Origin of the sequence: Streptomyces graminofaciens (genome assembly GCF_030294945.1) — a bacterium.
GTDB lineage: Bacteria > Actinomycetota > Actinomycetes > Streptomycetales > Streptomycetaceae > Streptomyces > Streptomyces graminofaciens.
The window spans coordinates 6,095,154-6,116,261 of the sequence record NZ_AP018448.1 but is presented as its reverse complement, the minus strand read 5'-3'; the positions used below and the strand labels follow the sequence as shown (position 1 = coordinate 6,116,261).

Below are 21,108 nucleotides of genomic sequence, written 5' to 3'. Positions count from 1 at the left end.
GTTTAACCGGTTAGCGGCGGATGAGCTGGTGGTCGGGGAACTACCCGGCCGCCGGCTCAGTCGTAGGCAGCTGTGTCACCACCAGCACGACCCCGCTCAGCAGGAACACTCTCAGCGCCGCGTCGAGCCCGTTCCAGTTCTTCGACTGCCACATCACGAACCACTCGCCGCCGATCGCGATGAAACCGGCGCCGAAGAGCAGCATGACCATCAGCAGGCCGAGGGTGCCGCAGCGGCGGGCCGTGCGGAAGACGCGGTGGCGCAGGGACGCGGCCCACAGATAGGTGGCGGCGATCAGGACGAGGGCGGCGACCGTCTCCCAGACGATGACGGCGACGTAGACCGTGTCCTGAAGCCCCTTGGACTCGATGGACCGCCACATCAGGTCCTCGTCCTTGAACGTGGTGTCCATGGCGAGCACATGCTGGACGAACGCGCGGTTGGTGTCGAAGTCGGTGATGTTGCTGAAGGCGACGAGCGCCATGTAGAGGGCGACCGTGCCGACGAGCAGCGTGGCGGCGAGCGGTATGAGGGACGAACGGGGTGACTGGTTTACGGCCATGGATCAACTATCCCCACACGAGCCCCCGCAACCCCAGGTGTTTTTCGGCGAGTTGGCGAGTGGCCGTGGGTCAGACTGGGGAGGCGTCGCAGGGCGGCCAGTCGCACGGCGGGTCGAGGGAGTGGAGGGCGGGGATGGGGCGGGCACAGCCGTCGGGGCGGTCGGTACCGTCGGTGCAGGAGCTGATCCGGCGGCGGAGACGGCAGGGCTTCGTCGGCCGGGACGCCGAACGGGCCGCGTTCCGCGCCAACTTCGACCTTCCGATCGAGGACGAACGGCACCGCTGTGTGTTCCACGTCCACGGCACCGCGGGCGTCGGCAAGACCTTCCTCGTACGGGAGTGGGAGCAGCTCGCCCGGGAACGCGAGGCGCTCACCGCGTACGTCGACGAGGCCGCGGGCAGCGTGCCCGAGGCGCTGGCGGCGATCTGTGCGCAACTCGCCCGGCAGGGACGGCGGTTCAAGGAGCTGGAGCGGCTGCTGGCCACACACCGGGAGCGGGTGCACGAGGCCGAGCTGGCCGCCGTCACGGCCGCGGCGCCGACGGATCCGGGCGCCGCCGGGGAGCCCTCGGCGGGAAGCGTCGCGGTGTCGCGGGCCGCGCTCGCCGTGGCGGGCGGGCTGGTGCCGGGCGCCGGCGCCTTCACCGGAGCCGTCGACCCGACCCAAATCGCCCGGGGCGCCGACCAGTTGCGGGCCGGGCTCACCGCGCGCTTCCGCAACCAGGAGGACGCACAGCTCGTACTGCACCCCGAACGGGTCCTCACCCCCGTACTCCTGGAGGAGCTGGAGCGGGCCGCCGCCGAGGTCCCCTGGCTGGTCCTCTTCTTCGACACCTACGAACGCACCGGGCCCTTCCTCGACGCCTGGCTGCACGAGGTGATGGCCGGCGACCGCCACGGGCCCGTGCCGGGCAACGTCGTGGTCGTCACCGCCGGGCAGCAGCCCCTCGACACCGCACGCTGGAGCGACCTCGCCTGGCTCGTCGCGGACGTACCGCTCGCCCCCTTCACGGAGGCGGAGTCCCGGGGCCTGCTCGCGGGCAAGGGGGTCCTCGCCGAGCCGGTGGTCGCGGAGGTGCTGCGGCTCACCGGCGGCCTGCCGGTGCTCGTCTCGACCCTGGCCGAGGCGCGCCCCGCCGACCCCGACGACGTGGGCGACCCGAGCGCCACCGCCGTCGACCGCTTCCTCAAGTGGGAGCGCGATCCCGTACGCCAGGACGTGGCCCTCGCCTGCGCCCTGCCCCGGCGGCTGGACGCGGAGGTGTTCCGGGCCGCAGTCGCCTGCGCGGAGGACGAGGCCGACGAACTGTTCGCCTGGCTGCGCGGTCTGCCGTTCGTCAGCGACCGCGGCGACCGCGTGCTCTACCACGACGTCGTCCGCACCCCGATGGTCCGCCTCCAGCGACTGCGCTCACCCCGGCGGTGGGCGGAGCGGCAGCGGAGGCTGGCGGAGGCGTTCGGGGCGTGGCGGGGCGAGGCCGAGGGGGAGTCGGCCACGGCGGCCCGGCGGGGCGCGACCGGCGCGGACACCGATGCCCGCACGGCCCCCGACGCAGGCGCCGCTGCCTATGCCGTCACCGGCGCCCGTACAGCCCCTGACGCAGGCACCTCCGCTGACGCCGGCACCCATACCCGGACGGGACCGGAACTCCCGCCGGACCCCCGCGAGTTGTGGGCCGAGGACCGCTGGCGCGAGCTACGGCTCGCCGAGTCGTACCACGCGCTCTGCGCCGACGGCCGAGCCGCGCTGCCCGAGGTGCTGCGGGACTTCGTCGACGCCTGCGACCTGGGTGACGCGACCGCCCTGAGGTGGGCGCGGGCCCTCGCGGACGCCGGGCGGGACGGCGGTGCGGAACCCGTGGCGCGGTGGGGCCACGACCTGCTGGCTGCGCTCGCCGAGGGCGGCGTCGTCCCCGCGCTCGGCCTGCTGCTGAACCGCGCCGGGTTCGACGACACCGCACAGGCCCTCGCCCGGGTGGTACGCGGCAACACGCTGCGCGGCGCGGGCGCGTACGAGGGGGCCCTCGGGGAGTACGACCGTGCCCTCGCCCTGGACACCGCGCCGGGCGAAAGCCCGAGTACGCGCGACAGGACCGGACTCACCCGGCACACCCTGGTCCGCGCCCACCGCGGCCGGGCCCTCACCCGAGCCGACCTCGGCGACTACGAGACCGCCGTCGCCGACCTGGACCGGGCCCTCGAACTGGCCCCCGCGCACGCCCGCAACCTCGCCACCCGAGGTGAGTACCACCGCATCCTGCGCGACCACGACCGGGCGCTCGACGACCTCGACAAGGCGATCCGGCTCGACCCGGCACGGGAGTTCGCCTGGGCCTCCCGGGGCGCCACCCGCCTCGCCCTGGGCGACGCCGTCGGCGCGCTCACCGACCTGGACCACGCGCTGGAGCTGCAACGGGACTACGGCTGGGCGCTGGTGCGCCGGGCCCGTGCGCAGCGGGCCCTCGGGCAGCCCGCCCGGCAGCTGGCCGACCTGCACCACGCGGTCGCCCTGCAACCGGACTCGGCCTGGTTCCGCTGTGAGCGGGGCGACGCGCTGCGGGCCGCCGGCCGGCACGCGGAGGCCCTGGACGACTACGACCGCGCTATCGGACTCGACGAGGCGTACGCGTCGGCGTACGCGAGCCGGGCCGCCTCCCGCAGCGAGCTGGGCCGCCACGACGAGGCCCTCGCGGACCTGGACCGCGCGCTGGCACTCCGCCCCCAGTACGTGTGGGCGCTGCGCCGCCGTGCCCAGGTCCACCTCCAACTCGGCCTGAACGAGCGGGCGTTGGCGGACGTCGAGCAGGCCCGGGAACTGGGGGACGGGGACGTCTGGGCCCAGGAGATCCGCGCCCGGGTCGCGGAGGCGGCCCGGACGCGGCACGAGTAGCGGGCGGGGCTACTTCGCGAAGCCCGACCCGAACATCGCCTCCTTCTCCGGCCCCCACACCGTCTTCGGCCCGAAGGAGGTGATGCTGGTCGTGGTCAGCCCGGCCTTGGAGCCCCGGAAGACCCAGACCGCGCCGGAGTCCTTGTACGTGCCGTCCTCGGTCGGGGCCGAGACGGCGAGGTCGGCGCGGTTGTTGGAGTTCACGTCGAGCAGGGAGACCTCGCGGCCGAACTGGTCGCCGGCCTCGGAGGCACCGGGCACCCCGGCGTCGGACTGGTCGACGGCCTGCGCGCCGGTGCCGGTCAGACCGGCCCTGCCGCCCTTGAGCAGAACGACCGAGCCCGCGTCGCGGACGGAGCCGATGTCCTCGCCGGGCACGCCGACCGCGATGTCGGGGTAGCCGTCGCCGGTCACGTCACCGGCGGCCAGGGAGTAGCCGAACTGGTCGCCGTAGTCGGAGTCGTCGCCGCCCCGCCACCCGGCCTCGCCGACGCCGGGGACGCCCTTGGTGTCCTGCGTGATCGTCGCGGTACGGGTGGTCGGGCCCGACGCGCCGCCGTAGACGACACGGACGGTGCCCGCCTCGTACATCGACATCTCTGAGACGGAGCCGACGTCGGAGGCCACGTAGTCGCCGTAGCCGTCCATGTTCACGTCGGCGATCACACCGCCGTCCGTGTAGTGCCCGGTGGTCTTGTACGTCTTGCTGAGACCGGTCGAGGTCCCCTTCCACCAGCGGGCCTTGTACGCGCGCTCCTCGTGGCCGTGCGTGGTGACGAGGTCGTCCTTGCCGTCGCCGTTCATGTCGCCGGCGACGAGGTCGTAGACGTCGTCCCTGTCCTCGGGCAGGGTGGTGGTCGAGGCGGGCGCCCCGGCGCGGGTGAACGGGCCGAGGAAGACCTTGACGGTCCCGTTGGTCCTGGCGGCGAAGTCGCCCTCGCCGTCGCCGTTGAAGTCGCCGTCGACCAGGCCGCTGAGGTGGCCGGAGAGCGCGGTCGCCTCGTGCAGGCCGCCCGAGGTGCCCCACACGATCGCCGAGTTGTTGTTCCCCGCGGACACCACGAGGTCGGTGTAGCCGTCGCCGTCGAGATCGCGGGCGGCCGTGGAACTGCCGAAGTACGTCTCCGAGGCCTCGCCGGGCACCCAGGTCAGGTCCTGCGAGATGTTCTCCGGGTGCTCCAGGTCCATGCCCGTCGGGGAGCCGTACACGATCGAGACGTAGCCCGCGTGCGCGACGCCCTGGAGGGACCCGAACGGCGCCTGGATCGCGAGGTCGGCGTAACCGTCGCCGTTGAAGTCGACGATCGGCGGCTTGGGGGCGGCCGAGGCCGGGGCGGCCAGGGCCAGGGGCGCGGCCAGCAGCGCGGCGGCGACGGCGGTACAGCCCGCGACCTTGGTACGACGGCTCATGCGAAGGGGCACGGATACTCCAGGAGTCGGACTCGCAGCATGGTTTGTTCACATCCGATCCCTCTGACCACCAAAGCCTCCGAACGGTTGTGTTTAAAGGGCTGACAGTGCTCACCGAGACCCCTGAATGGACCGTTCCTGTTCGATTACAGTGCTGGACTGTCGGGCCGTACGGGCGTACGGATGTACTTACGTACTGACGTACGGGGGTCGGGGCCATGAGGAGGCCGGGGTGGGTGCGACAGCCGGGGCCGTCTGGGGCAGAGTCGAGCAGCAGGACTTCCGCAGCCGGGTGCGCGGGACGCTGCTGGGCGCGGCCGTCGGCGACGCGCTGGGCTCGCCCGTCGACGCGCTCTCGCTGCCCGAGATCGGCGAGGCGTACGGCCCCGACGGCCTGACCGACCTGGCCCCCGCGTACGGCAGACGCGGCGCCGTGACGGACCTCACCCAGCTCACCCTCTTCACGGTCGACGGCCTGATCCGCGCCCAGGTCCGCCGCGACATCGGCGTCTGGCACCCGCCGACGGATCTGCACCGGGCGTATCTGCGCTGGGCGGCCACCCAGCGCGACTGGGGCCCCGACGAGCGCCGCAAGGACGACGGCTGGCTCGCCCGTGAGGAGTGGCTCTACGCGCGGCGCGACCCGTCCAGCGCCTGCCTGCTCGGCTTCGCCGACGACACGATGGGCACACTGGACGCCCCCAAGAACCCCGGCGAGTTCGGCGCGGAGGCGGCGGCCCGCTCGGCCCCCTTCGGCCTGCTGGTCGGCTGGGAACCCCAGTTGGTCTTCCAACTGGCGGTGGAGTGCGCGGCCCAGACCCACGGCCACCCGGTGGCGTACCTGGCGGCGGGCGCGTACGCGGTGATCGTGCACGCCCTGGCCCGGGGCGAGAGCCTGGACGCGGCGGTGCAGAAAACCCTGGTCCTCCTCGCGGCCCGCCCCGGCCACCCCCCGGTGGCCGAGGCGCTCCAGCAGTCCCTCACCGCCGTACGCACGGGCCCCCCGTCCGCGGCCCTGGTCCAGGAGCTGGCCGGGGCGGGCACGGCGGAGGGCCTGCTGGCGGTGGCGGTCTACTGCACCCTGGTCGGCGAGGACGTACGCCAAGGTCTGTGTCTGGCGGTCAACCACAGCGGCCACTCGGGCGCGGCGGGAGCCCTGACGGGCGGTCTGCTGGGCGCCCTCCACGGCGAGACGGCACTCCCCCCGGGCTGGCTGGCGGAGCTGGAGGGCCGTCCCACGCTACTGGTCCTGGCGGACGACTTCGCCCTGGAGATGACCCAGGGCCCGGCGCTGCACGGGCCGGGCGGGGCGGTGCCGGGGTGGCTGACGCGGTATCCGCGGGGCTGAGGGCGGGCCGTGACGTGAGGGAGGCCCGCGCGTCGGGGTGACGCACGGGCCGGACGGTCGGACGGCAGACGGTCAGAGATACACGCGGGACGAACAGGTGTCCGCGCCCAGGTCGTCCTCACATACCCGGAACGAGGCCAGGGTGCCTATGGTCGCGTACCCGCATCCGGCCGACGAGCCGTTCCCGTCCCAGACGGTCCCGTGGACGGAGCCGCTGCCCCAGTACTCGGCGTAGACGCCGTTGCCGTCCTGCTCCCTGTCGCAGGCGTAGAGCGTGGTGCCCGAGTTGTAGGCGTAGTCGGAGCCCTCGTAGACGGTGGCGGCGAAGGCGGGCGTGGCGGCGAGCATCAGTGGCCCCACCGCCATCGCGGTCAGCACACCCAGTCGCTTCGCGTTTCGCTTCACCATGAACAGCATGCTCATGACAAATCTCCCCTGTGTTGGTCCAGTCGACGCGACTGGAAAGCGGCGCCAGTCTGGCTGCTGCGATTTGTGAAGGCTAGGTGGAGATTTGGGCAAGGCGAAGTGTGGCTGGGCCGCAGCGGCCATGTAAGAGCGCGGTAGCGCGCTGCCGTCGCCCACGGCTCACCGGCCGCCGGAGCGCGATAACGTGCCGATCATGGCGGACTGGCACATACGACAGGCATCGGCGACGGACATGGAAGCGGTGGCCGAACTACGCGCCGTGGTCATGCGCCCCGACCTGGAACGCCTGGGCCGCTACGACCCCCACCGTGTCCGCCAACGCCTGCGCGACGGCTTCGACCCCGCCCACACCTGGATCATCGAGACGAACACCACCTTCGCCGGCTGCGTAGCCCTCCGCCCGTCCGCCGAGGCCCACTGGCTGGAGCACTTCTACCTGGCGCAAGACGTACAGGGCACGGGGATCGGCACCGGGGTGCTGCGCGAACTGCTGGAGAGGACCGACGAGGACGGCGTCCTGGTCCGGCTGAACGTATTGCAGGGGAGCCCGGCTCGACGGCTGTACGAGCGCCTTGGGTTCACGGTCGAATCGGAGGACCCGGTGGATGTGTTCATGGTGCGGAAGCCGCCCGGCGGTCTCCACTTCCGCCTCGCCGACGAAACCGACCTCCCCACGCTCGTCCGTCTGCGCGACGACGCCGCCCGCTGGATGCTCGCCCGGGGCGTCACCAACCAGTGGCGGCCCGGCCAGCTGGGCGAGGACCACTTCCGCCGGACCATGGCGAGTGGCGAGGTCTGGCTCGCCGAGTCCGACGGCCGCGTGACCGGGGCCTGGGAACTGTGGTGGGAGGACGAGGACGCCTGGGGACCGCAGCCGCCGGTGGCCGGCTATGTGCACCGCCTGATGGTGGACCGTGGCAACGCCCGGCCGGGGACGGGGCGTTCGCTGCTGCGTGCCGCGGAGCGCCGCGTCGCCGAGGCGGGGCGGACGTTCGTACGCCTGGACTGCCTGGCGGACAACGCGCGCCTGAACGCCTACTACCTGGACGCCGGTTACCGGGTCGTCGGCCACAAGGCGGGCAAGCCGCAGCCCGGCGGTGCGCCGAAGTCGTTCACGCTCCTGGAGAAGGCCTGCGCGTAGTAAAGAGGAAGGGGTGAGAGGGCGAACGCCCTACTGTGGCCCCGTGACGACCCAGATGATCATTCTCAACGGCGGTTCCAGCTCGGGCAAGTCGGGGATCGTGCGGTGTCTGCAGGCCGTACTGCCCGACCCGTGGCTGGTGTTCGGAGTCGACTCACTCATCGACGCGATGCCCGCGAGGATGCAGACGTCGGAGTCGGACGGGGGCATCGAGTTCGCGGCGGACGGCGGGGTGACCGTCGGCGCGGACTTCCGGGCGCTGGAGCAGGCCTGGGCGAAGGGCGTCGTGGCGATGGCCCGAGCCGGCGCGAGAATCATCATCGACGACGTCTTCCTGGGCGGAGCCGCCGCCCAACAGCGCTGGCAGAAGCTCCTGGACCCCGGCCTGAACGTCCTGTGGGCCGGCGTGCGATGCGAGAGCGAGGTAGCGGCGGGCCGGGAGATCGCACGGGGAGACCGGGTCCGGGGGATGGCCGCGTCCCAGGCGGACGCGGTGCACGAAGGGGTCGTGTACGACGTGGAGGTGGACACGACGCACACGGAGTCCTTGGCGTGCGCGCGGGTGATCGCGGCCCACGTGAACTGACGGACCGTGTCAGGCGAGGCCTCTTGCCGGGACGCGTACGCACACCGTGGTTACACACGACCGACCGGCATGCTCGCCGAGATGCGTCATGGGGGGCCATCAACCATCCGGGGAGGGCATGTGGTGGGCACGGCCGCGTACGAGGTCTGGCACGGCGGCTCGCTCGTCGGGCTCCTCCTCGACATCACCACCGACCAGCCCTGGTTCCGCTGCCGCTTCGAGCCCCGCGCCGGATGGGACCGGCTCGGCCCGCTGTTCGCCGCCCAGGAGGAAGCCCGCAGACTGCACTTCCCCGAGGAGCTGATCGGGGCCGTCGCCGCCGTCCGGGACCTCGGCGTGGAGCTACGGCCCGTGGACGGCGCCGAAGGCGACGGTGAAACCATCCTGCCTTGGATGATCTACATCTCCGAGGGACGGGCCAGCTTTCGGTACTGACCACCAGCTTGTCCCCGCCGGGCCCGGCTCACATCTCGTCGCGGTGCGTCAGGTGGCCGTCGGCCAGTTCCCGGTAGCGCTGGTGCGGGGCCAGACGCCAGGTCTCGTCGGCGCTGATCGCCCGCGTGATCCATTCGCGGAGTTGGGGGAGGGCCTGCGCCCGTAGGACGTCACGGGTCGCGGCCCGTTCGGCGTGCGGGCATGAAGAGCAGCATCGCACCCGAGGCACGCCCACCGGTCTCAGCGCCCCGGCGCCCGCCCCGCCAATTCCTTCAGCGGCGCCCCCGACAACCGGCACACCCTCCACTCGTCCAGGAACTCCACCCCGAGCGACTTGTAGAACTCCACCGCCGGCTCGTTCCAGTCCAGGACCCACCACTCGAACCGCTCGTAGCCCTCCCGCTCGCACAGCGCGGCGAGGGTGGCGAGCAGGGCCTTGCCGTGGCCGCCGCCCCGGGCCCCCGGCCGAACGTACAGGTCCTCCAGGTGCATGCCGCGCGTGCCCGTCCAGGTCGAGAAGCGCGGGTACCACAGGGCGTAGCCCACGGTCTCGGCGGTGTCGTCGTCCTCGGCGATCAGGGCGAACGCGGCCGGGTGCGTGTCGTCGAACAGCGCCTGGCGGAGTTGTTCCTCCGTCGCCCTGGCCTGCTCGACCGCCCGCTCGTACTCGGCCAGTTCGCGGATCATCGCGCGGATCTCTGTGACGTCGTTCGCAACCGCAGCCCGGATCATGTGGGAGATCCTGCCAGGTTCCCATGCCTGGGCCGACTCCCGGTGGCCCATGGTCCCCACCGGGAGTCGGCCCTTCGAACCCTCGACCGGAGAACCCTCAGACCCCGGTCGGGCTCGACGCCTGCTCCCCCTGACCCGGCACGGCTGCCGCAGCGCCGTCCCCGTCCCCGTCCGTGTTGATCTTCTCGATGATCGCCAGCCGCTCCGGAGTGTCCTCCGGCTTCAGGAAGCCGATCAGGATGTACAGAACCAGGGAGACCGCCAGCGGTATCGACACCTGGTACTGGAGCGGTACGCCGCCCTCCATGCTCCAGTGGATCGGGTAGTTGACCAGCCAGAAGGCGAACAGTCCGCAGGCCCAGCTGGTGAGCGCCGCCGTCGGGCCGGAGCGGCGGAACGGGCGGAGCAGGCCGAGCATCATCGGGATCGCCATCGGACCCATCAGGCCGGCGACCCACTTGATGACGACCGTGATGATGTCCTTGAACGCGGGGGAGTTGACCTGTGTGGCCGCCGCCATCGACAGGCCGAGGAAGACGACGGTCGCGATCCGGGCGACCCGCAGCCCCTGCCCCTCGTTCCACGTCCGCGCCCTGCGCCAGATCACCGGCGCGCAGTCACGTGTGAAGACGGCCGCGATGGCGTTCGCGTCGGAGGAGCACATGGCCATCGTGTGGGAGAAGAAGCCGACGATCACCAGGCCCAGCAGGCCGTGCGGCAGCAGCTGTTCGGTCATCAGCGCGTACGTGTCGGAGCCGTCGCCCTTCTCCGAGGTCACCAGCAGCGGCGACATCCACATCGGGAAGAACAGCACCAGGGGCCAGACGAGCCACAGCACCGCCGACAGCCGTGCCGAGCGCTCGGCCTCGCGCGGGCTCGCCGTGGCCATATAGCGCTGGGCCTGGTTGAGCATGCCGCCGTTGTACTCGAAGAGCTTGATGAAGAGGAAGGCGAGCAGGAAGACCGTCCCGTAGGGGCCGACCAGCGGTTCGGTGTGGCCCTTCAGCTCCGGGCGGTCCCAGACGCCGAAGAAGCCGCCGTAGTCGCCCAGTTCGCCGACCACCGCCACGAACATCGCGACGCCCGCGAGGAGTTGGATGACGAACTGGCCCAACTCGGTGAGCGCGTCCGCCCAGAGGCCGCCGATCGTGCAGTAGATCGCCGTGATGCCGCCGGTGATGAGGATGCCCTGGTTCAGCGATATGCCCGTGAAGACGGACAGCAGCGTCGCGATCGCCGCCCACTTCGCGCCCACGTCCACGATCTTCAGCAGCATGCCGGACCAGGCCAGCGCCTGCTGGGTCTGCAGGTTGTAGCGGTTCTTCAGGTACTCGAGAGGGGACGCCACATGCAGGCGGGAGCGCAGGCGGTTGATGCGCGGCGCGAAGAGCTTGGAGCCGATGGCGATACCGAGGGCGATGGGGAAGGACCAGGTGACGAAGGAGGTCACACCGTAGGTGTAGGCGATGCCCGCGTACCCGGTGAACATCACCGCGCTGTAGCCCGACATGTGGTGCGAGATGCCGGACAGCCACCACGGCATCTTGCCGCCGGCGGTGAAGAAGTCGCTGACGTTGTCCACCCGCTTGTGCGACCAGACGCCGATCACGACCATCACACCGAAGTAGCCGATCAGTACGGCCCAGTCGAGACTGTTCATGGGCCCCCTTCCAGGGTCCGCCGCCAGAGTCAGGCATGTGAACTCTGAGTTCGGTGGTGCGTGCACGGCAAGCGAGTGGAAGGTCAAGAGGGAGTAAAAAAGTTCCGAGCGGTGACCTAGGTTTATGTATATGAACATCAGAATGGCCGAAAAAGGGGCCCGCCGCATGAGGCGACGGGCCAGGTCGGCGGGCCGGTTCAGCGCATCAGCTCGCCCGCGTTCACCAGCAGCGACTGGCCGGTGATCGCCCTCGCCCGGTCCGAGGCAAGGAACACCACCGCGTCCGCGACATCCCCGTCCGTGGCCAGTTCGGGCAGCGCCATGCGCTCGGTGAGGCGCGCCAGCACCTCGGCCTCCGGTACGCCCTCGGTGAGCGCGGTGAAGCGGACGTACGCCTCCACCGGCGGCCCCCACATCCAGCCCGGCAGCACGGTGTTGACCCGTATCCGGTACGGGCCCAGCTCACGCGCCAGCGAGTACATCGCGCTCGTCAGCGCCCCCTTCGACGCCGCGTACGCCGCCTGCCGCACCTGTGAGGGCGCGGCCACCGCCGACTGTGTGCCGATGGCGACCACCGACCCGCCGCCCCCCTCCTTCAGCGCCGGCAGACACGCGCGGGTCATCCGCAGCGTGCCCAGCAGGTTCACGTCCAGGACCGACTGCCAGGTCGCGAAGTCCGCGTCCTCCAGGCCGCCGAAGTAGCTGTCCCAGGCGGCCACATGCACCACGGCGTCGATCGCCCCGAACCGCTGCCGCGCCAGCGTCGCCAGCGCCTCGCACTGCGCCTCGTCGGTGATGTCGGTCGCCCGGTACGCCGTACGCGTCCCGCCCGGGTCCACATCGGCCGCGGCCTTGGCGAGGTTCGCCTCCGTGCGCGCCCCGAGCACGGCGTTCCCGCCGTCCCGTACGACCGCCTCCGCGACCCGCCCGCCGAGCCCGGCGCCGACCCCCGACACGACGACCGTCTTTCCCGAGAGCAGTGACATCGATGGCCTCCCTGGCTCTGGCGCAATATCTGACGGGGCGTCAGAGTATGGGCGAGCCGCCCAGGAAGGGGAAGGGAATGAGCGAGGAGACCCGCAGCGACAGCGACACGTACGCCGAACTGGCCGCCGTCGGCCCGTACGGCGTACGTCCCGGCCACGCCCTGATCACGATGGTCGAGCCGCATCCCGGCCACGAGTACGCGTACAACCGCTGGTACGAGGACGACCACTACTACGCGGGCGCGATGGCCATGCCCTGGATGTACGCCGGCCGCCGCTGGGTGGCCACGCGCGACCTCCAACTCCTGCGTACGCCCGAGAAGTCGGCCATCGCCCAGCCGGTCACCGCCGGCTGCTACCTCTCCACGTACTGGATCACCGACGGCCGCTACGACGACCACATGAGGTGGACCGTCGCCATCAACAAGCGGCTGAATCGCGACGCACGGGTCTACCAGGACCGTACGCACGTGTTCACGGCCTTCCAGGACCGCGAGGTGACCGTGTACCGCGACGGGGCCGCCGGGCCCCGTGACTTCCACGCCCTCGACCATCCGTACGCGGGCTTGGTGCTGGAGGTCGTGGACACCGAAGGGCCGGAGCAGCGGGAGGAGCTGCTGGAGTGGCTGAGGGGGCGCCATCTGCCCAAGCGGCTCGCCGGTTCACCGGCGGCCATGGTCACGGTGTTCCGGCCGACGCCGCTGCCCCTCGACCGGATGTCGTACGTGAAGCAGGTCGAGGGCGTCGACACCCGGCTCACCCTGCTGTGGTTCCTGGAGACCGACCCGCGCGAGTGCTGGGAGGCATGGTTCGCGGGTCTGGGGGAGGAGCTGGCCGCCGCGTCCCTGGGCGGCTCCGCCGCGGGCGGCCTGGGGAGGCTGGAGTTGCTGGCGCCCTTCATCCCCACGGTGCCGGGGACGGACAGGTATGTGGACCGGCTGCGCTGACCGCGTCGCACCCCGCGCCGCCTGAACAGAGGCCGAGCCCCCTCGGCCGGGACGGCGGGCCAGTCGAGAGGGCTCTGTCGGTGGTGCTTGTGAGGTTGTCGATTGTGGAGCTCTCCGTTGCGGAGCCCTCCGTTGTGGAGCTGTCCGTTGTGGACTTGAGGGTGTCGCGCCTTACGCCTTGATCGATGCCACGAAGACGTTCCACGCGTCGGCGGGGAAGGCCAGGGCCGGTCCCTCGGGGACCTTGGAGTCGCGGACGCCGAGGGTGGCGGGGACGGGTGACTTGACCTCGACGCATTCACCGTTCCCGATGGAGTACGAAGATTTGACCCACCTGTCCGTGGTGCCTTGCTGAATTGCCATTTTTGCTCCGGGCGGTTCGTCGCTGAACTGTCGCCGCGCCGTGAACTCCGTCGGGAACCCACGGTTCGGTTTTCGCCAAGACCGTTACTTCCTGGCGTGATCGACGCTACTCGCCAACCTCGGCTGTCGAAGCGACTGTTCACCCGTGCGGGTGGCATATTCAGGAAGAGTCTTCCCTTGAAGTGTGTGAATGGTGTATCTTCCGCCGCCCCCTTGCTCAGGAGTCACTCAGCGGGCGTATTCCTTGGCGGCGTCCAGGATGAACCGGAGGGTCTGGTCCGCGTTCAGGGCCTGCGCCCGCAAGTGCTCGTACATCACGCTGTAGTTCTGGACGTCGTGGGGCTTCTCCAGGTACAGGTCGCTGGTGACGCCCTCGATGTACACGACGCTCGAGTCCGCCGTGTCGGGGAATTCGAGGATGGAGTACTGGCCGTTGAGGCCGGGGTGCGCCCCCACTCCGAACGGCAGGATCTGCATGGTCACATGGGGCAGTTGTGACATCTCGACGAGGTGTTCCAGTTGCTCGCGCATGAGGGAGCGGCTGCCGACGACGCGGCGCAGGGCGGCTTCGTCCAGCACCGTCCACAGGCGCAGCGGATTCTCCTCGGCGGAGACACGATCCTGCCGCCGCATGCGCACTTGGACCCGTTTCTCGATCTCCGTCGTCGATGTCTCCGGCAGGGCGCCCGTGATGACGGCCTCGGCGTAGGCGCGGGTCTGGAGCAGTCCCGGAATGACCTGCGGCGCGAACACCCGAAGGCTCGCCGCGTCGGTCTCCAGGCCGATGTAGACGCTGTACGGGACGTCGCCGAAGGCGTGCCACCAGCCTTGCTGGCGCGAGTCCTTGGCCATCTGCATCAGTGAGTCGACGATGCGCTGGTCCTCGACCTCGTAGACACCGCACAGGTCGCGCACGTCGCGCTGGCTGATGCTGCGGCGGCCGTTCTCCAGGCGGCTGATCTTCGACTGGGAGACGAGCAGGCGGTCGGCGACCTGTTCGGCCGTCATGCCCTTGTCCTCGCGGAGTTTGCGCAACTCCTGGCCCAACCGGCGGCGCCGGACGGTGGGATTGACATTGGACGCCACGGGACGTGCACCTCCGGCTGCGGGCCTCTGGTTTGCTTATCTGCTGTCGAGCAGATTGCCACCAAGGTGCTTACTACCGCTGGAAAACGGCGGATATGCGCTGGGTACGCGCCTGTTGCGCCGGTGTTTTTCCGCCGTGGAGGGATCTCGGCGGGATCCCTGCCGGATATCTGCCGAATCCCTGCCGTATCTGCCGGATCTCTGCCCGTCTCGGCGAGGTCCCTGCCGGGGTGGGCCGGAAATGCGGTCGCGCGGGGCGGCGAGGGCATAGGCCTCACCGCCCCGCGCGAGCCGGCGGCTCCCGAACCGGTCCTTGTGTCCCTTGGCGTGGCTCGGTACTGACGGTGCGTGTGGAGCAATGGATCAGTGGAGCGACGGCGCGGTGGATCGGCGCCGCGGTGGCTCAGTGCGCCACGACGCGTGCCATGGAGCCGCGGCGTGGCTGCATCGGAACTCCGCGCGAGGGTTCCGGTGCGGGTGGCCTGGCGCCGGGGGCGGCCTGGCGGCCGGCCGGTGCCGGGCTGCGGCGTGGCTGTGCGGCCACGCCGTTCTGCACGTCCATGACGGCGTGGGCCACCAGGCCGCCCATGGGGTCGTGCCGGATCAGGTCCCGCAGCCGGGAGCGGGACGAGCGTCCCTCGTTCCCCGGGTACAGGTGTTTGCCGAGGCCCACGGCGTGGGCCAGGGCGGCGAGCGCGGCCGTCCGCGGGTCCGGCGGTACGCCGGTGCGGATCGCTGAATCCAGCCGGGACCTGATCTCCCGGCTGATGGCCGTGTCCGTCGCCTGATAGCGCGTCGTCGGCAGCACCCCGCACATCTGGCCCGCGACGGCATGCACCATGCCGCAGCGCTCCAGGTGTGACAGGTAGGTCTGGCGCAGCCCCAGTCGGGGCCCGCCGATCCAGTGCACCGCGCGCACCGGAGCGCCGCGTCGGCGCAGCAATTCCAAAGCGTGGTCCAGTGTTGGATCTCCAGTCGGCCGTGGGGCTACCACGGCGATACGATCCCCGTCTGGGGCTATCCGTCCGGCCAGCGCCAGCTCCACTAGCTGTGCTCCGGCCAGACCGAGGTCGAGCGACTGCGGCTGTGCGGTGGTACCCGTGGTCGGGTCCAACGCCAGCAACAGAAGCTCCTCCGGAAGTGTTCTGCGGCTCCTGCCCATCCATGCCTCCCCGCGTGGATGAAAGACAGGGTGACCCCTCTCACATTGGTCTGTCGAGGGTGCGTGACCGGAATGTAGTGGAACCGGTAGCTATGTCGTTCTCGTCTACCGCAGGGGTTAAGCCCGCACACAGGACACTGGTACATGGTTCGGACAGCGGCACGGTTGCGCCGTGGCGGTGTCCGGGCGACGGGGGCATACGGTTTCACGGTTCGGTAGGGCGCGTGCCCGAGGGCGGGCGGCGCGCGGGAGGAGGCATCGGTGGCGGGCACGTCCCCCGACAGGTCGAAGCGGTACGAGTCGTCGACGGGGTCGACGTCGGGGAACCGGGGGGCGGTTCCGGACGCGGCCGAGTCCTCCGGTGCGGCTTCGGCTTCCGGTTCGGCGTCTGTGGATCCTCGGCTGGCGGTGGCGCGGGATTCGGCGCCGAAGGCGGATCAGTCGACGGCGGTGTTCTCCCGGCGGGCCTTGCTGGGGGATGCGGCTGCCGAGGCTGCCGAGGAGGCTCCGCGAGGGGCGAGCTCGGGCGGGAACGGTTCAGGGTCGGACGTCGGCGTCGTGGATGAGGCCGAGACCGGTCTCGAGCCCGGCCTCGAGCCCGGGCTGGGTGCTGACGGCGAGCCTGAGGCCGCTGTGGACACCGACGCGGCCGGTGACGGCGAGACGGAGCCCGGGGGCGAGGCGGCGGAAGGTGTCGCCGGCCGGCGCCTGCCGGGCGCCGCTCACTCTGGGACGGATGCCGCCCCCGCGGCACGAGTCTCCGCAGCTGCGGCAGAGGCTGACGCCGAGTCGGAGGTCGACGAGGGCGTGGGCGCCAAGGGCGAGGTAGGCTCCGGCTCCGCCGACCGCTCGGGTGCCGAGTCCGCTCCGGAGAACGACGAGCCCGGGAGCGGCGACACCGACACCGCCCCGGAGTCGGAGGCGGGCTCCGCCGCGGAACCCGGTGTGTCGCGTGCCGCCGATGACGCGCCGGAAGCCGACGGGGCACGGGCAGCCGAGGCTGTCGCGACCTCGGACGTGGACTCCGCCCCGGCAGCCGATGCCGATGCCGCTCCCGAGCCCGGCGAGACTGCCGAGGCCTCTCGCGGAGCGGTAGCGGCGTCGAGGGGTGGCGGTTCCGGCTCCGAGCCCGGTTCCGGCCCCGAGCCCGGTTCCGCTCGCGAAGCCGGCGAGGTGTCGCGTGTCGCCGACTCCCGCCCGGACGCCGACGAGGCGGATGCCGCCGGTGGGAGCGCCGGCTCCGCCCGGGACGTCGACGAGTCGGGCGGAGCCCGTGACCACGCCGGCTCCGAGGCGGCAGCCGGTGAGCCGACGGGCGTCGACGACGGGGACGCCCCGGCCGGGCCACCCGCAGTCGCCGACGAAAGCCGCCCGGGTGGGAAGGAAGCTGCTGACGACGGCGGAGCCGAGGAGCCTGCCGTGGATCAGCCGACCGCCGTTTTCAAGGCGCCCCGGCCGCCCGCCGTCGACCAGCCCACCACCATGCTCAAGCTGGGCGACGCCAAGCCGCCCGCCCAGAAGGCCGACGACGGGCCGTCCGCCTCGAAGGCCGACGCCGAGCCGTCCGCCCCGAAGGATGACGACGGGCCGTCCGCCTCGAAGGCCGACGCCGAGCCGTCCGACCCGGCGGGCGACGCCAAGCCGCCCGCCGTCGACCAGCCCACCACCATGCTCAAGCTGGGCGACGCCAAGCCGCCCGCCCCGAAGGCCGACGCCAAGCCGTCCACCCCGAAGGCCGACGACGGGCCGTCCGCCCCCAAGGCCGACGCCGAGCGGGCCAGTAAGTTCGTCGCGCTCAAGCCGCTGGATGAGCCCCCGGCCCGCTCCACGCCCTCCTGGGCGGCGGCCGGAGCCCCCGACGCGCCCGCGCCCAAGGGAGGCGTCGGGATCAGCCCGGCCGAAGCCACCCGTGCCATCCCCCAGGTCGGCCCGGAGCGGACCACGCAGCAGCCGCTGCCGCCCAAGCCGCCGCTGGACCTGCTCGCCGAGCTGACGAACACTCCGCCGCCCCGCCAGACCCCGGTCCGCACGATCATCCGCAGGGTCAAGATCTGGACCCCGCTGGTCGCGCTCCTGGTGATCGTCTTTGCAGTCGTACAGGCTGTACGCCCGCTCCCGGCGCCCACGCTCGCGCTGACCGCCGACGAGTCCTACGCCTTCAAGGGCGAGAAGGTGTCCCTGCCGTGGCCGGGCGAGGGGCAGGGTGCGATGGATGTGAACGGCATCGGCACGATGGACACCTTCGGCGAGCAGAAGCCCGTCGCCATCGGCTCGGTCGCCAAGGCCATGACGGCGTACGTCATTCTCAAGGACCACCCGATGAAGTCCGGCGAGAAGGGCGCGACGATCGAGGTCGACGCGAAGGGCGAGACCGAGGGCGGTTACGACAAGGACGGCGAGTCCACGCTCAACACCGTCAAGGAGGGCGACAAGCTCTCCCAGTACGACGCGATCGCGGCCATCATGATTCCGTCCGCGAACAACATCGCACGGCTCCTGGCCCGCTGGGACAGCAACGGCTCCGAGGAGGCGTTCGTCAAGAAGATGAACGCCGCCGCCAAGGAGCTCGGCATGACCAACACGAAGTACACCGACCCGTCCGGGCTGAAGGAGACGACGGTCTCCACGGCCGCGGACCAGGTCAAGCTGGGCAATGAGCTGGTGAAGATCCAGGCACTGGTGGACATCACCAAGCTGCCCGAGTGGAAAGACCCCTCCGGCCAGAAGTGGCGCAACTACAACACGCTCGTCCCGTTCGACGGCGCCATCGGCATCAAGACGGGCTCCACCACGGCCGCCGGCGGCAATCTGCTCTTCGCGGCGAACAAGGAGGTCGGCGGCGAGACGGTCACCGTCGTCGGCGCGGTCCTCGGCCAGCACACGCCGCCGATCATCGACACGGTCAACGCGGTCAGCAAGACGGCCATGCTCGCCGCCCAGGACGCGCTGATCGCCAGCACGATCCTGAAGAAGGGCGATGTCGTCGGATACGTCGACGACGGGCTCGGCGGCCGTACGCCGGTCGTCGTCACCAAGGACGTGTCCGCGATCGGCTGGGCGGGTGAGACCGTCGAGCTGAAGCTGGACGCGGTCAAGACGATCCCGCACGCGGCGAAGGCCGGCACGAAGGTCGGCTCGCTGGCGGTCGGTGACGGGTCGGGCGACGGGGTCGAGGTGCCGGTCGCGCTGAAGAGCGCGCTCACCGAGCCGGGGTTCCCGGCGAAGGTCACCCGGGTGAGCTGAGCGGAGGGGTGCCGGGGGCGGCGGGGGCTTTCTCGCCCCCGCCGCCCCTACCCGTCCCATCCCCCAGGGGCTGCCGCCCCTTCCACCCCGCCTGCTTGCGCCTGTGAGCTCGGGGGGTTTCGTGCGTCGGCGGGTGCGAGTACGTCGTGGTTGTTCGCGCAGTTCCCCGCGCCCCTGAAGAGGCAGCTCCCCGCGCCCCTGACAAGCTCGGGGCGCGGCCCGCTCACTGCTCCCCCTGCTGCTGCTGCTCCTCCTCCTTCTCGCACTCCAGTGCCGTCTTGCTGGACGGGCCGCCGTACGCCGAGCTGATGCGGACGTCGCCCGCCTCGTGGACCGTCAGGCGGGTGAACTCCGTGATCTCGCCGTCGGACTCGCGGTCGGCGGTGAGACAGCCGTTGTCGGCCCACAGCCAGGGGGAGTAGGCGACGCGGACGATGACCTCGCCGGGCTTCGGCATGCGGATCACCAGGTTGGCCCCGTCGGCGCTGACGACGGACGCGGGCTTGTCGACCAGCGGCGTCGCGTTCTTCACCCGGTAGATCTTCCAGTTCGCGTCCTCCCAGACCCGCTGGAGATAGTCCGGCTCGCTGCTCACCAGGGCGTGTTCGAGCTTGGCGGGCCCGTCCGGCTCGCCGTTGACGAGGACGACGAAGCCGACCGCCCACTGGGACAGCCAGGCCTTGTACGCCGTCGCGGAGAAGCCGCCCTCGGGCACCTCGGTCCCGCCGTGGCCCTCGTAGAAGAGGCGGCCGCGCTCGACGTCGGCCTGGCGGTTCCAGCCGCGCGCCATGTTGATGTACGGCGCGAGGATCGCGGCCTCGCGGTGGTCGCGGGCCGGCACCACCTCGACGCGGGTCTTCCAGGCCCCGAGCCGCTGGAGTTCGTTCACCACGCCGTCGGTCTTGACCGCCCACTCGGGCACCTCGGTGTTGGTGACGATGTCGGCGGTCGTCTTGCCGGTCAGCCAGCTCAGGGCGAGGGCCATGGCCACGGCGCAGGCCACCTTGCGCCGCCGGGGCGTGAACCAGGACAGGGGGAGCCGGGCGGAGTCGTCCGCGCGCATCTCGCCGCGGTACATGGCGATCGCCAGGACCGCCGCCGGGGCCGCCAGCTCGGAGAGGCGTTCGACGTTCGTGCCGATGGGGGTGGGGATGAGGTAGCAGAGCACCACGCCGAGCGCGTAGATCGCGGCGCCGAGGCGGAGCACCCGCCAGGCGCTCGGCGCGGTCAGCACCACCACCGCGCACAGCACGACCGGCGGCCATATCCGGCTGAACGGCATGGGCTGCTCGCCCTCGAAGGGGAACAGCAGCGTGGTGACGGCGACCACCGCCACCGGCGGGACGAGCAGCGCCACCGCCCGGCCCCACTCGCGCGACAGCAGATACGCGGCGCCGATCACGAGGAGGAACAGCCCGGAGACGGGGCTGCCCAGCGTGGACAGCGTCGCGCACACCGCCGCCACGGCGAGATGCCGCCCGGTACGCCCGGACAACACCGCCAGCAGGGCCCCCAGGGCGAAGGAGGTGCCCAGCATGAACGTCGAGCGCCCGGACACCACCTGGCACCACAGGGAGAACGTGACGGCCAGCGCGGGCGCCAACGGCCTGCGTACGCCCGTACGGGTGACGACCTCGCCCGCCAGCCAGGAGGCCGAGAGGCCCGAGAGCAGCGTGACCGCTACGACGCCGAGCGCCGCCATCAGGTACGGCGAGAGCACGCTGTAGTTGGCCGCGTGGAGGCCGCCGTACCAGAACAGGTTGACCGCGGAGTCCGGGTACATCTTCGCGAACTCGGCCCACGCCACCTGGGCCGCGAGATCGCCGCCGCCGGTCGCGAAGAGCGCCCACCACAGGAAGTACAGCGGCAGGGCGCAGGCGGCGGTCGTCAGGGCGACTCGGTGGCGCTCACGCCATGGATCGCGCGCCGGCGAGGGTTCGTCGGCGCGCGAGCCATGGCGGCGCGGGGTCAGCTCGGCAAAGGCCACTGCGGCTCTTCCGTTCCGTTCACTCGTGCGGGGCGGGCGGGTGCGGTACTCACCAGACGTTCCTCCGATGTTGGAGTAGACGCTAACCACCCGCCGACAGTTGGCCGACAGGACCCGTCCGATCCGCTACGGCCGTAGGGAAT

At 71.3% G+C, this 21,108-nt stretch carries 18 protein-coding genes and 1 pseudogene; 8 read left to right on the top strand and 11 right to left on the bottom strand.

Features of this window, described 5'->3' with window-relative positions; translation table 11 throughout:
- Positions 1-40: 40 nt before the first annotated feature.
- On the bottom strand, positions 41-562 hold the full coding sequence (locus SGFS_RS26220; protein WP_286253917.1) for a DUF2165 domain-containing protein: 522 nt from the start codon (positions 560-562) through the stop codon (positions 41-43).
- 134 nt (positions 563-696) lie between these two features.
- Here SGFS_RS26220 and SGFS_RS26215 point away from each other — a divergent pair, with 134 nt between their 5' ends.
- Positions 697-3,453, top strand: coding sequence for a tetratricopeptide repeat protein (locus SGFS_RS26215; protein WP_286253915.1), 2,757 nt, complete (start codon positions 697-699; stop codon positions 3,451-3,453).
- Positions 3,454-3,462: 9 nt separating this feature from the next.
- Here SGFS_RS26215 and SGFS_RS26210 read toward each other — a convergent pair whose 3' ends face one another.
- Entirely contained in the window at positions 3,463-4,863 is a 1,401-nt protein-coding gene (locus tag SGFS_RS26210; protein WP_286253914.1) for an FG-GAP-like repeat-containing protein, read from the bottom strand.
- A gap of 232 nt (positions 4,864-5,095) precedes the next feature.
- Between SGFS_RS26210 and SGFS_RS26205 the strand changes: the two genes are divergently transcribed.
- Positions 5,096-6,211 carry an ADP-ribosylglycohydrolase family protein gene (locus tag SGFS_RS26205; protein ID WP_286253913.1) on the top strand — a complete coding sequence of 372 codons (1,116 nt, stop codon included), beginning with the start codon at positions 5,096-5,098 and terminating at the stop codon, positions 6,209-6,211.
- 72 nt (positions 6,212-6,283) lie between these two features.
- Here the strand turns inward: SGFS_RS26205 and SGFS_RS26200 are convergent, their stop codons facing one another.
- Positions 6,284-6,634 (bottom strand): hypothetical protein, encoded by a 351-nt coding sequence (locus SGFS_RS26200; RefSeq protein ID WP_286253911.1) that lies wholly within the window; start codon positions 6,632-6,634, stop codon positions 6,284-6,286.
- Positions 6,635-6,830: 196 nt separating this feature from the next.
- On the opposite strand from SGFS_RS26200, the pseudogene SGFS_RS26195 reads away from it, so the two are divergent.
- The 4 genes and pseudogenes from SGFS_RS26195 to SGFS_RS26180 all read left to right on the top strand — a co-directional run.
- Positions 6,831-7,265: pseudogene (locus tag SGFS_RS26195) on the top strand (GNAT family N-acetyltransferase); the annotation flags it as partial.
- Entirely contained in the window at positions 7,251-7,778 is a 528-nt protein-coding gene (locus tag SGFS_RS26190; RefSeq protein WP_286260066.1) for a GNAT family N-acetyltransferase, read from the top strand. The pseudogene SGFS_RS26195 and the gene SGFS_RS26190, both read left to right, overlap by 15 nt.
- A 43-nt stretch (positions 7,779-7,821) precedes the next feature.
- Entirely contained in the window at positions 7,822-8,364 is a 543-nt protein-coding gene (gene cpt, locus SGFS_RS26185) for a chloramphenicol phosphotransferase CPT (RefSeq protein WP_286253910.1), read from the top strand.
- Between the two features lie 123 nt (positions 8,365-8,487).
- Positions 8,488-8,799 carry a hypothetical protein gene (locus SGFS_RS26180; RefSeq protein ID WP_286253909.1) on the top strand — a complete coding sequence of 104 codons (312 nt, stop codon included), beginning with the start codon at positions 8,488-8,490 and terminating at the stop codon, positions 8,797-8,799.
- A 28-nt stretch (positions 8,800-8,827) separates the two neighbouring features.
- Here the strand turns inward: SGFS_RS26180 and SGFS_RS26175 are convergent, their stop codons facing one another.
- The 4 genes from SGFS_RS26175 to SGFS_RS26160 all read right to left on the bottom strand — a co-directional run bounded on the left by SGFS_RS26175 (position 8,828) and on the right by SGFS_RS26160 (position 12,177).
- The gene (locus tag SGFS_RS26175) at positions 8,828-9,028 is read right to left on the bottom strand and encodes a hypothetical protein (RefSeq protein WP_286260462.1); all 201 of its coding nucleotides are present in this window, start codon (positions 9,026-9,028) and stop codon (positions 8,828-8,830) included.
- Between the two features lie 11 nt (positions 9,029-9,039).
- Complete coding sequence (locus SGFS_RS26170; RefSeq protein WP_286253908.1) at positions 9,040-9,531, bottom strand: GNAT family N-acetyltransferase; 492 nt, start codon at positions 9,529-9,531, stop codon at positions 9,040-9,042.
- Between the two features lie 97 nt (positions 9,532-9,628).
- Positions 9,629-11,191: a sodium:solute symporter family protein gene (locus tag SGFS_RS26165; RefSeq protein ID WP_286253907.1), complete on the bottom strand. Its 1,563-nt coding sequence runs from the start codon at positions 11,189-11,191 to the stop codon at positions 9,629-9,631.
- 197 nt (positions 11,192-11,388) lie between these two features.
- Complete coding sequence (locus SGFS_RS26160) at positions 11,389-12,177, bottom strand: SDR family oxidoreductase (protein WP_286253906.1); 789 nt, start codon at positions 12,175-12,177, stop codon at positions 11,389-11,391.
- A 77-nt stretch (positions 12,178-12,254) separates the two neighbouring features.
- Here SGFS_RS26160 and SGFS_RS26155 point away from each other — a divergent pair, with 77 nt between their 5' ends.
- Entirely contained in the window at positions 12,255-13,124 is an 870-nt protein-coding gene (locus tag SGFS_RS26155; protein WP_286253905.1) for a hypothetical protein, read from the top strand.
- Between the two features lie 171 nt (positions 13,125-13,295).
- Here the strand turns inward: SGFS_RS26155 and SGFS_RS26150 are convergent, their stop codons facing one another.
- From SGFS_RS26150 to SGFS_RS26140, 3 genes are all read right to left on the bottom strand, one after another.
- On the bottom strand, positions 13,296-13,487 hold the full coding sequence (locus SGFS_RS26150; RefSeq protein ID WP_286253902.1) for a DUF397 domain-containing protein: 192 nt from the start codon (positions 13,485-13,487) through the stop codon (positions 13,296-13,298).
- A 228-nt stretch (positions 13,488-13,715) separates the two neighbouring features.
- Positions 13,716-14,573, bottom strand: coding sequence for a helix-turn-helix domain-containing protein (locus SGFS_RS26145; RefSeq protein WP_286253901.1), 858 nt, complete (start codon positions 14,571-14,573; stop codon positions 13,716-13,718).
- A gap of 403 nt (positions 14,574-14,976) precedes the next feature.
- Complete coding sequence (locus tag SGFS_RS26140) at positions 14,977-15,735, bottom strand: GOLPH3/VPS74 family protein (protein ID WP_286253899.1); 759 nt, start codon at positions 15,733-15,735, stop codon at positions 14,977-14,979.
- Positions 15,736-16,293: 558 nt separating this feature from the next.
- Here SGFS_RS26140 and SGFS_RS26135 point away from each other — a divergent pair.
- Positions 16,294-18,978 (top strand): D-alanyl-D-alanine carboxypeptidase, encoded by a 2,685-nt coding sequence (locus SGFS_RS26135; protein ID WP_434028071.1) that lies wholly within the window; start codon positions 16,294-16,296, stop codon positions 18,976-18,978.
- Positions 18,979-19,201: 223 nt separating this feature from the next.
- Here SGFS_RS26135 and SGFS_RS26130 read toward each other — a convergent pair whose 3' ends face one another.
- A complete protein-coding gene (locus SGFS_RS26130; protein ID WP_434028070.1) occupies positions 19,202-20,965 on the bottom strand; it encodes a hypothetical protein in 1,764 nt (587 codons plus the stop codon).
- Positions 20,966-21,108: the final 143 nt, after the last annotated feature.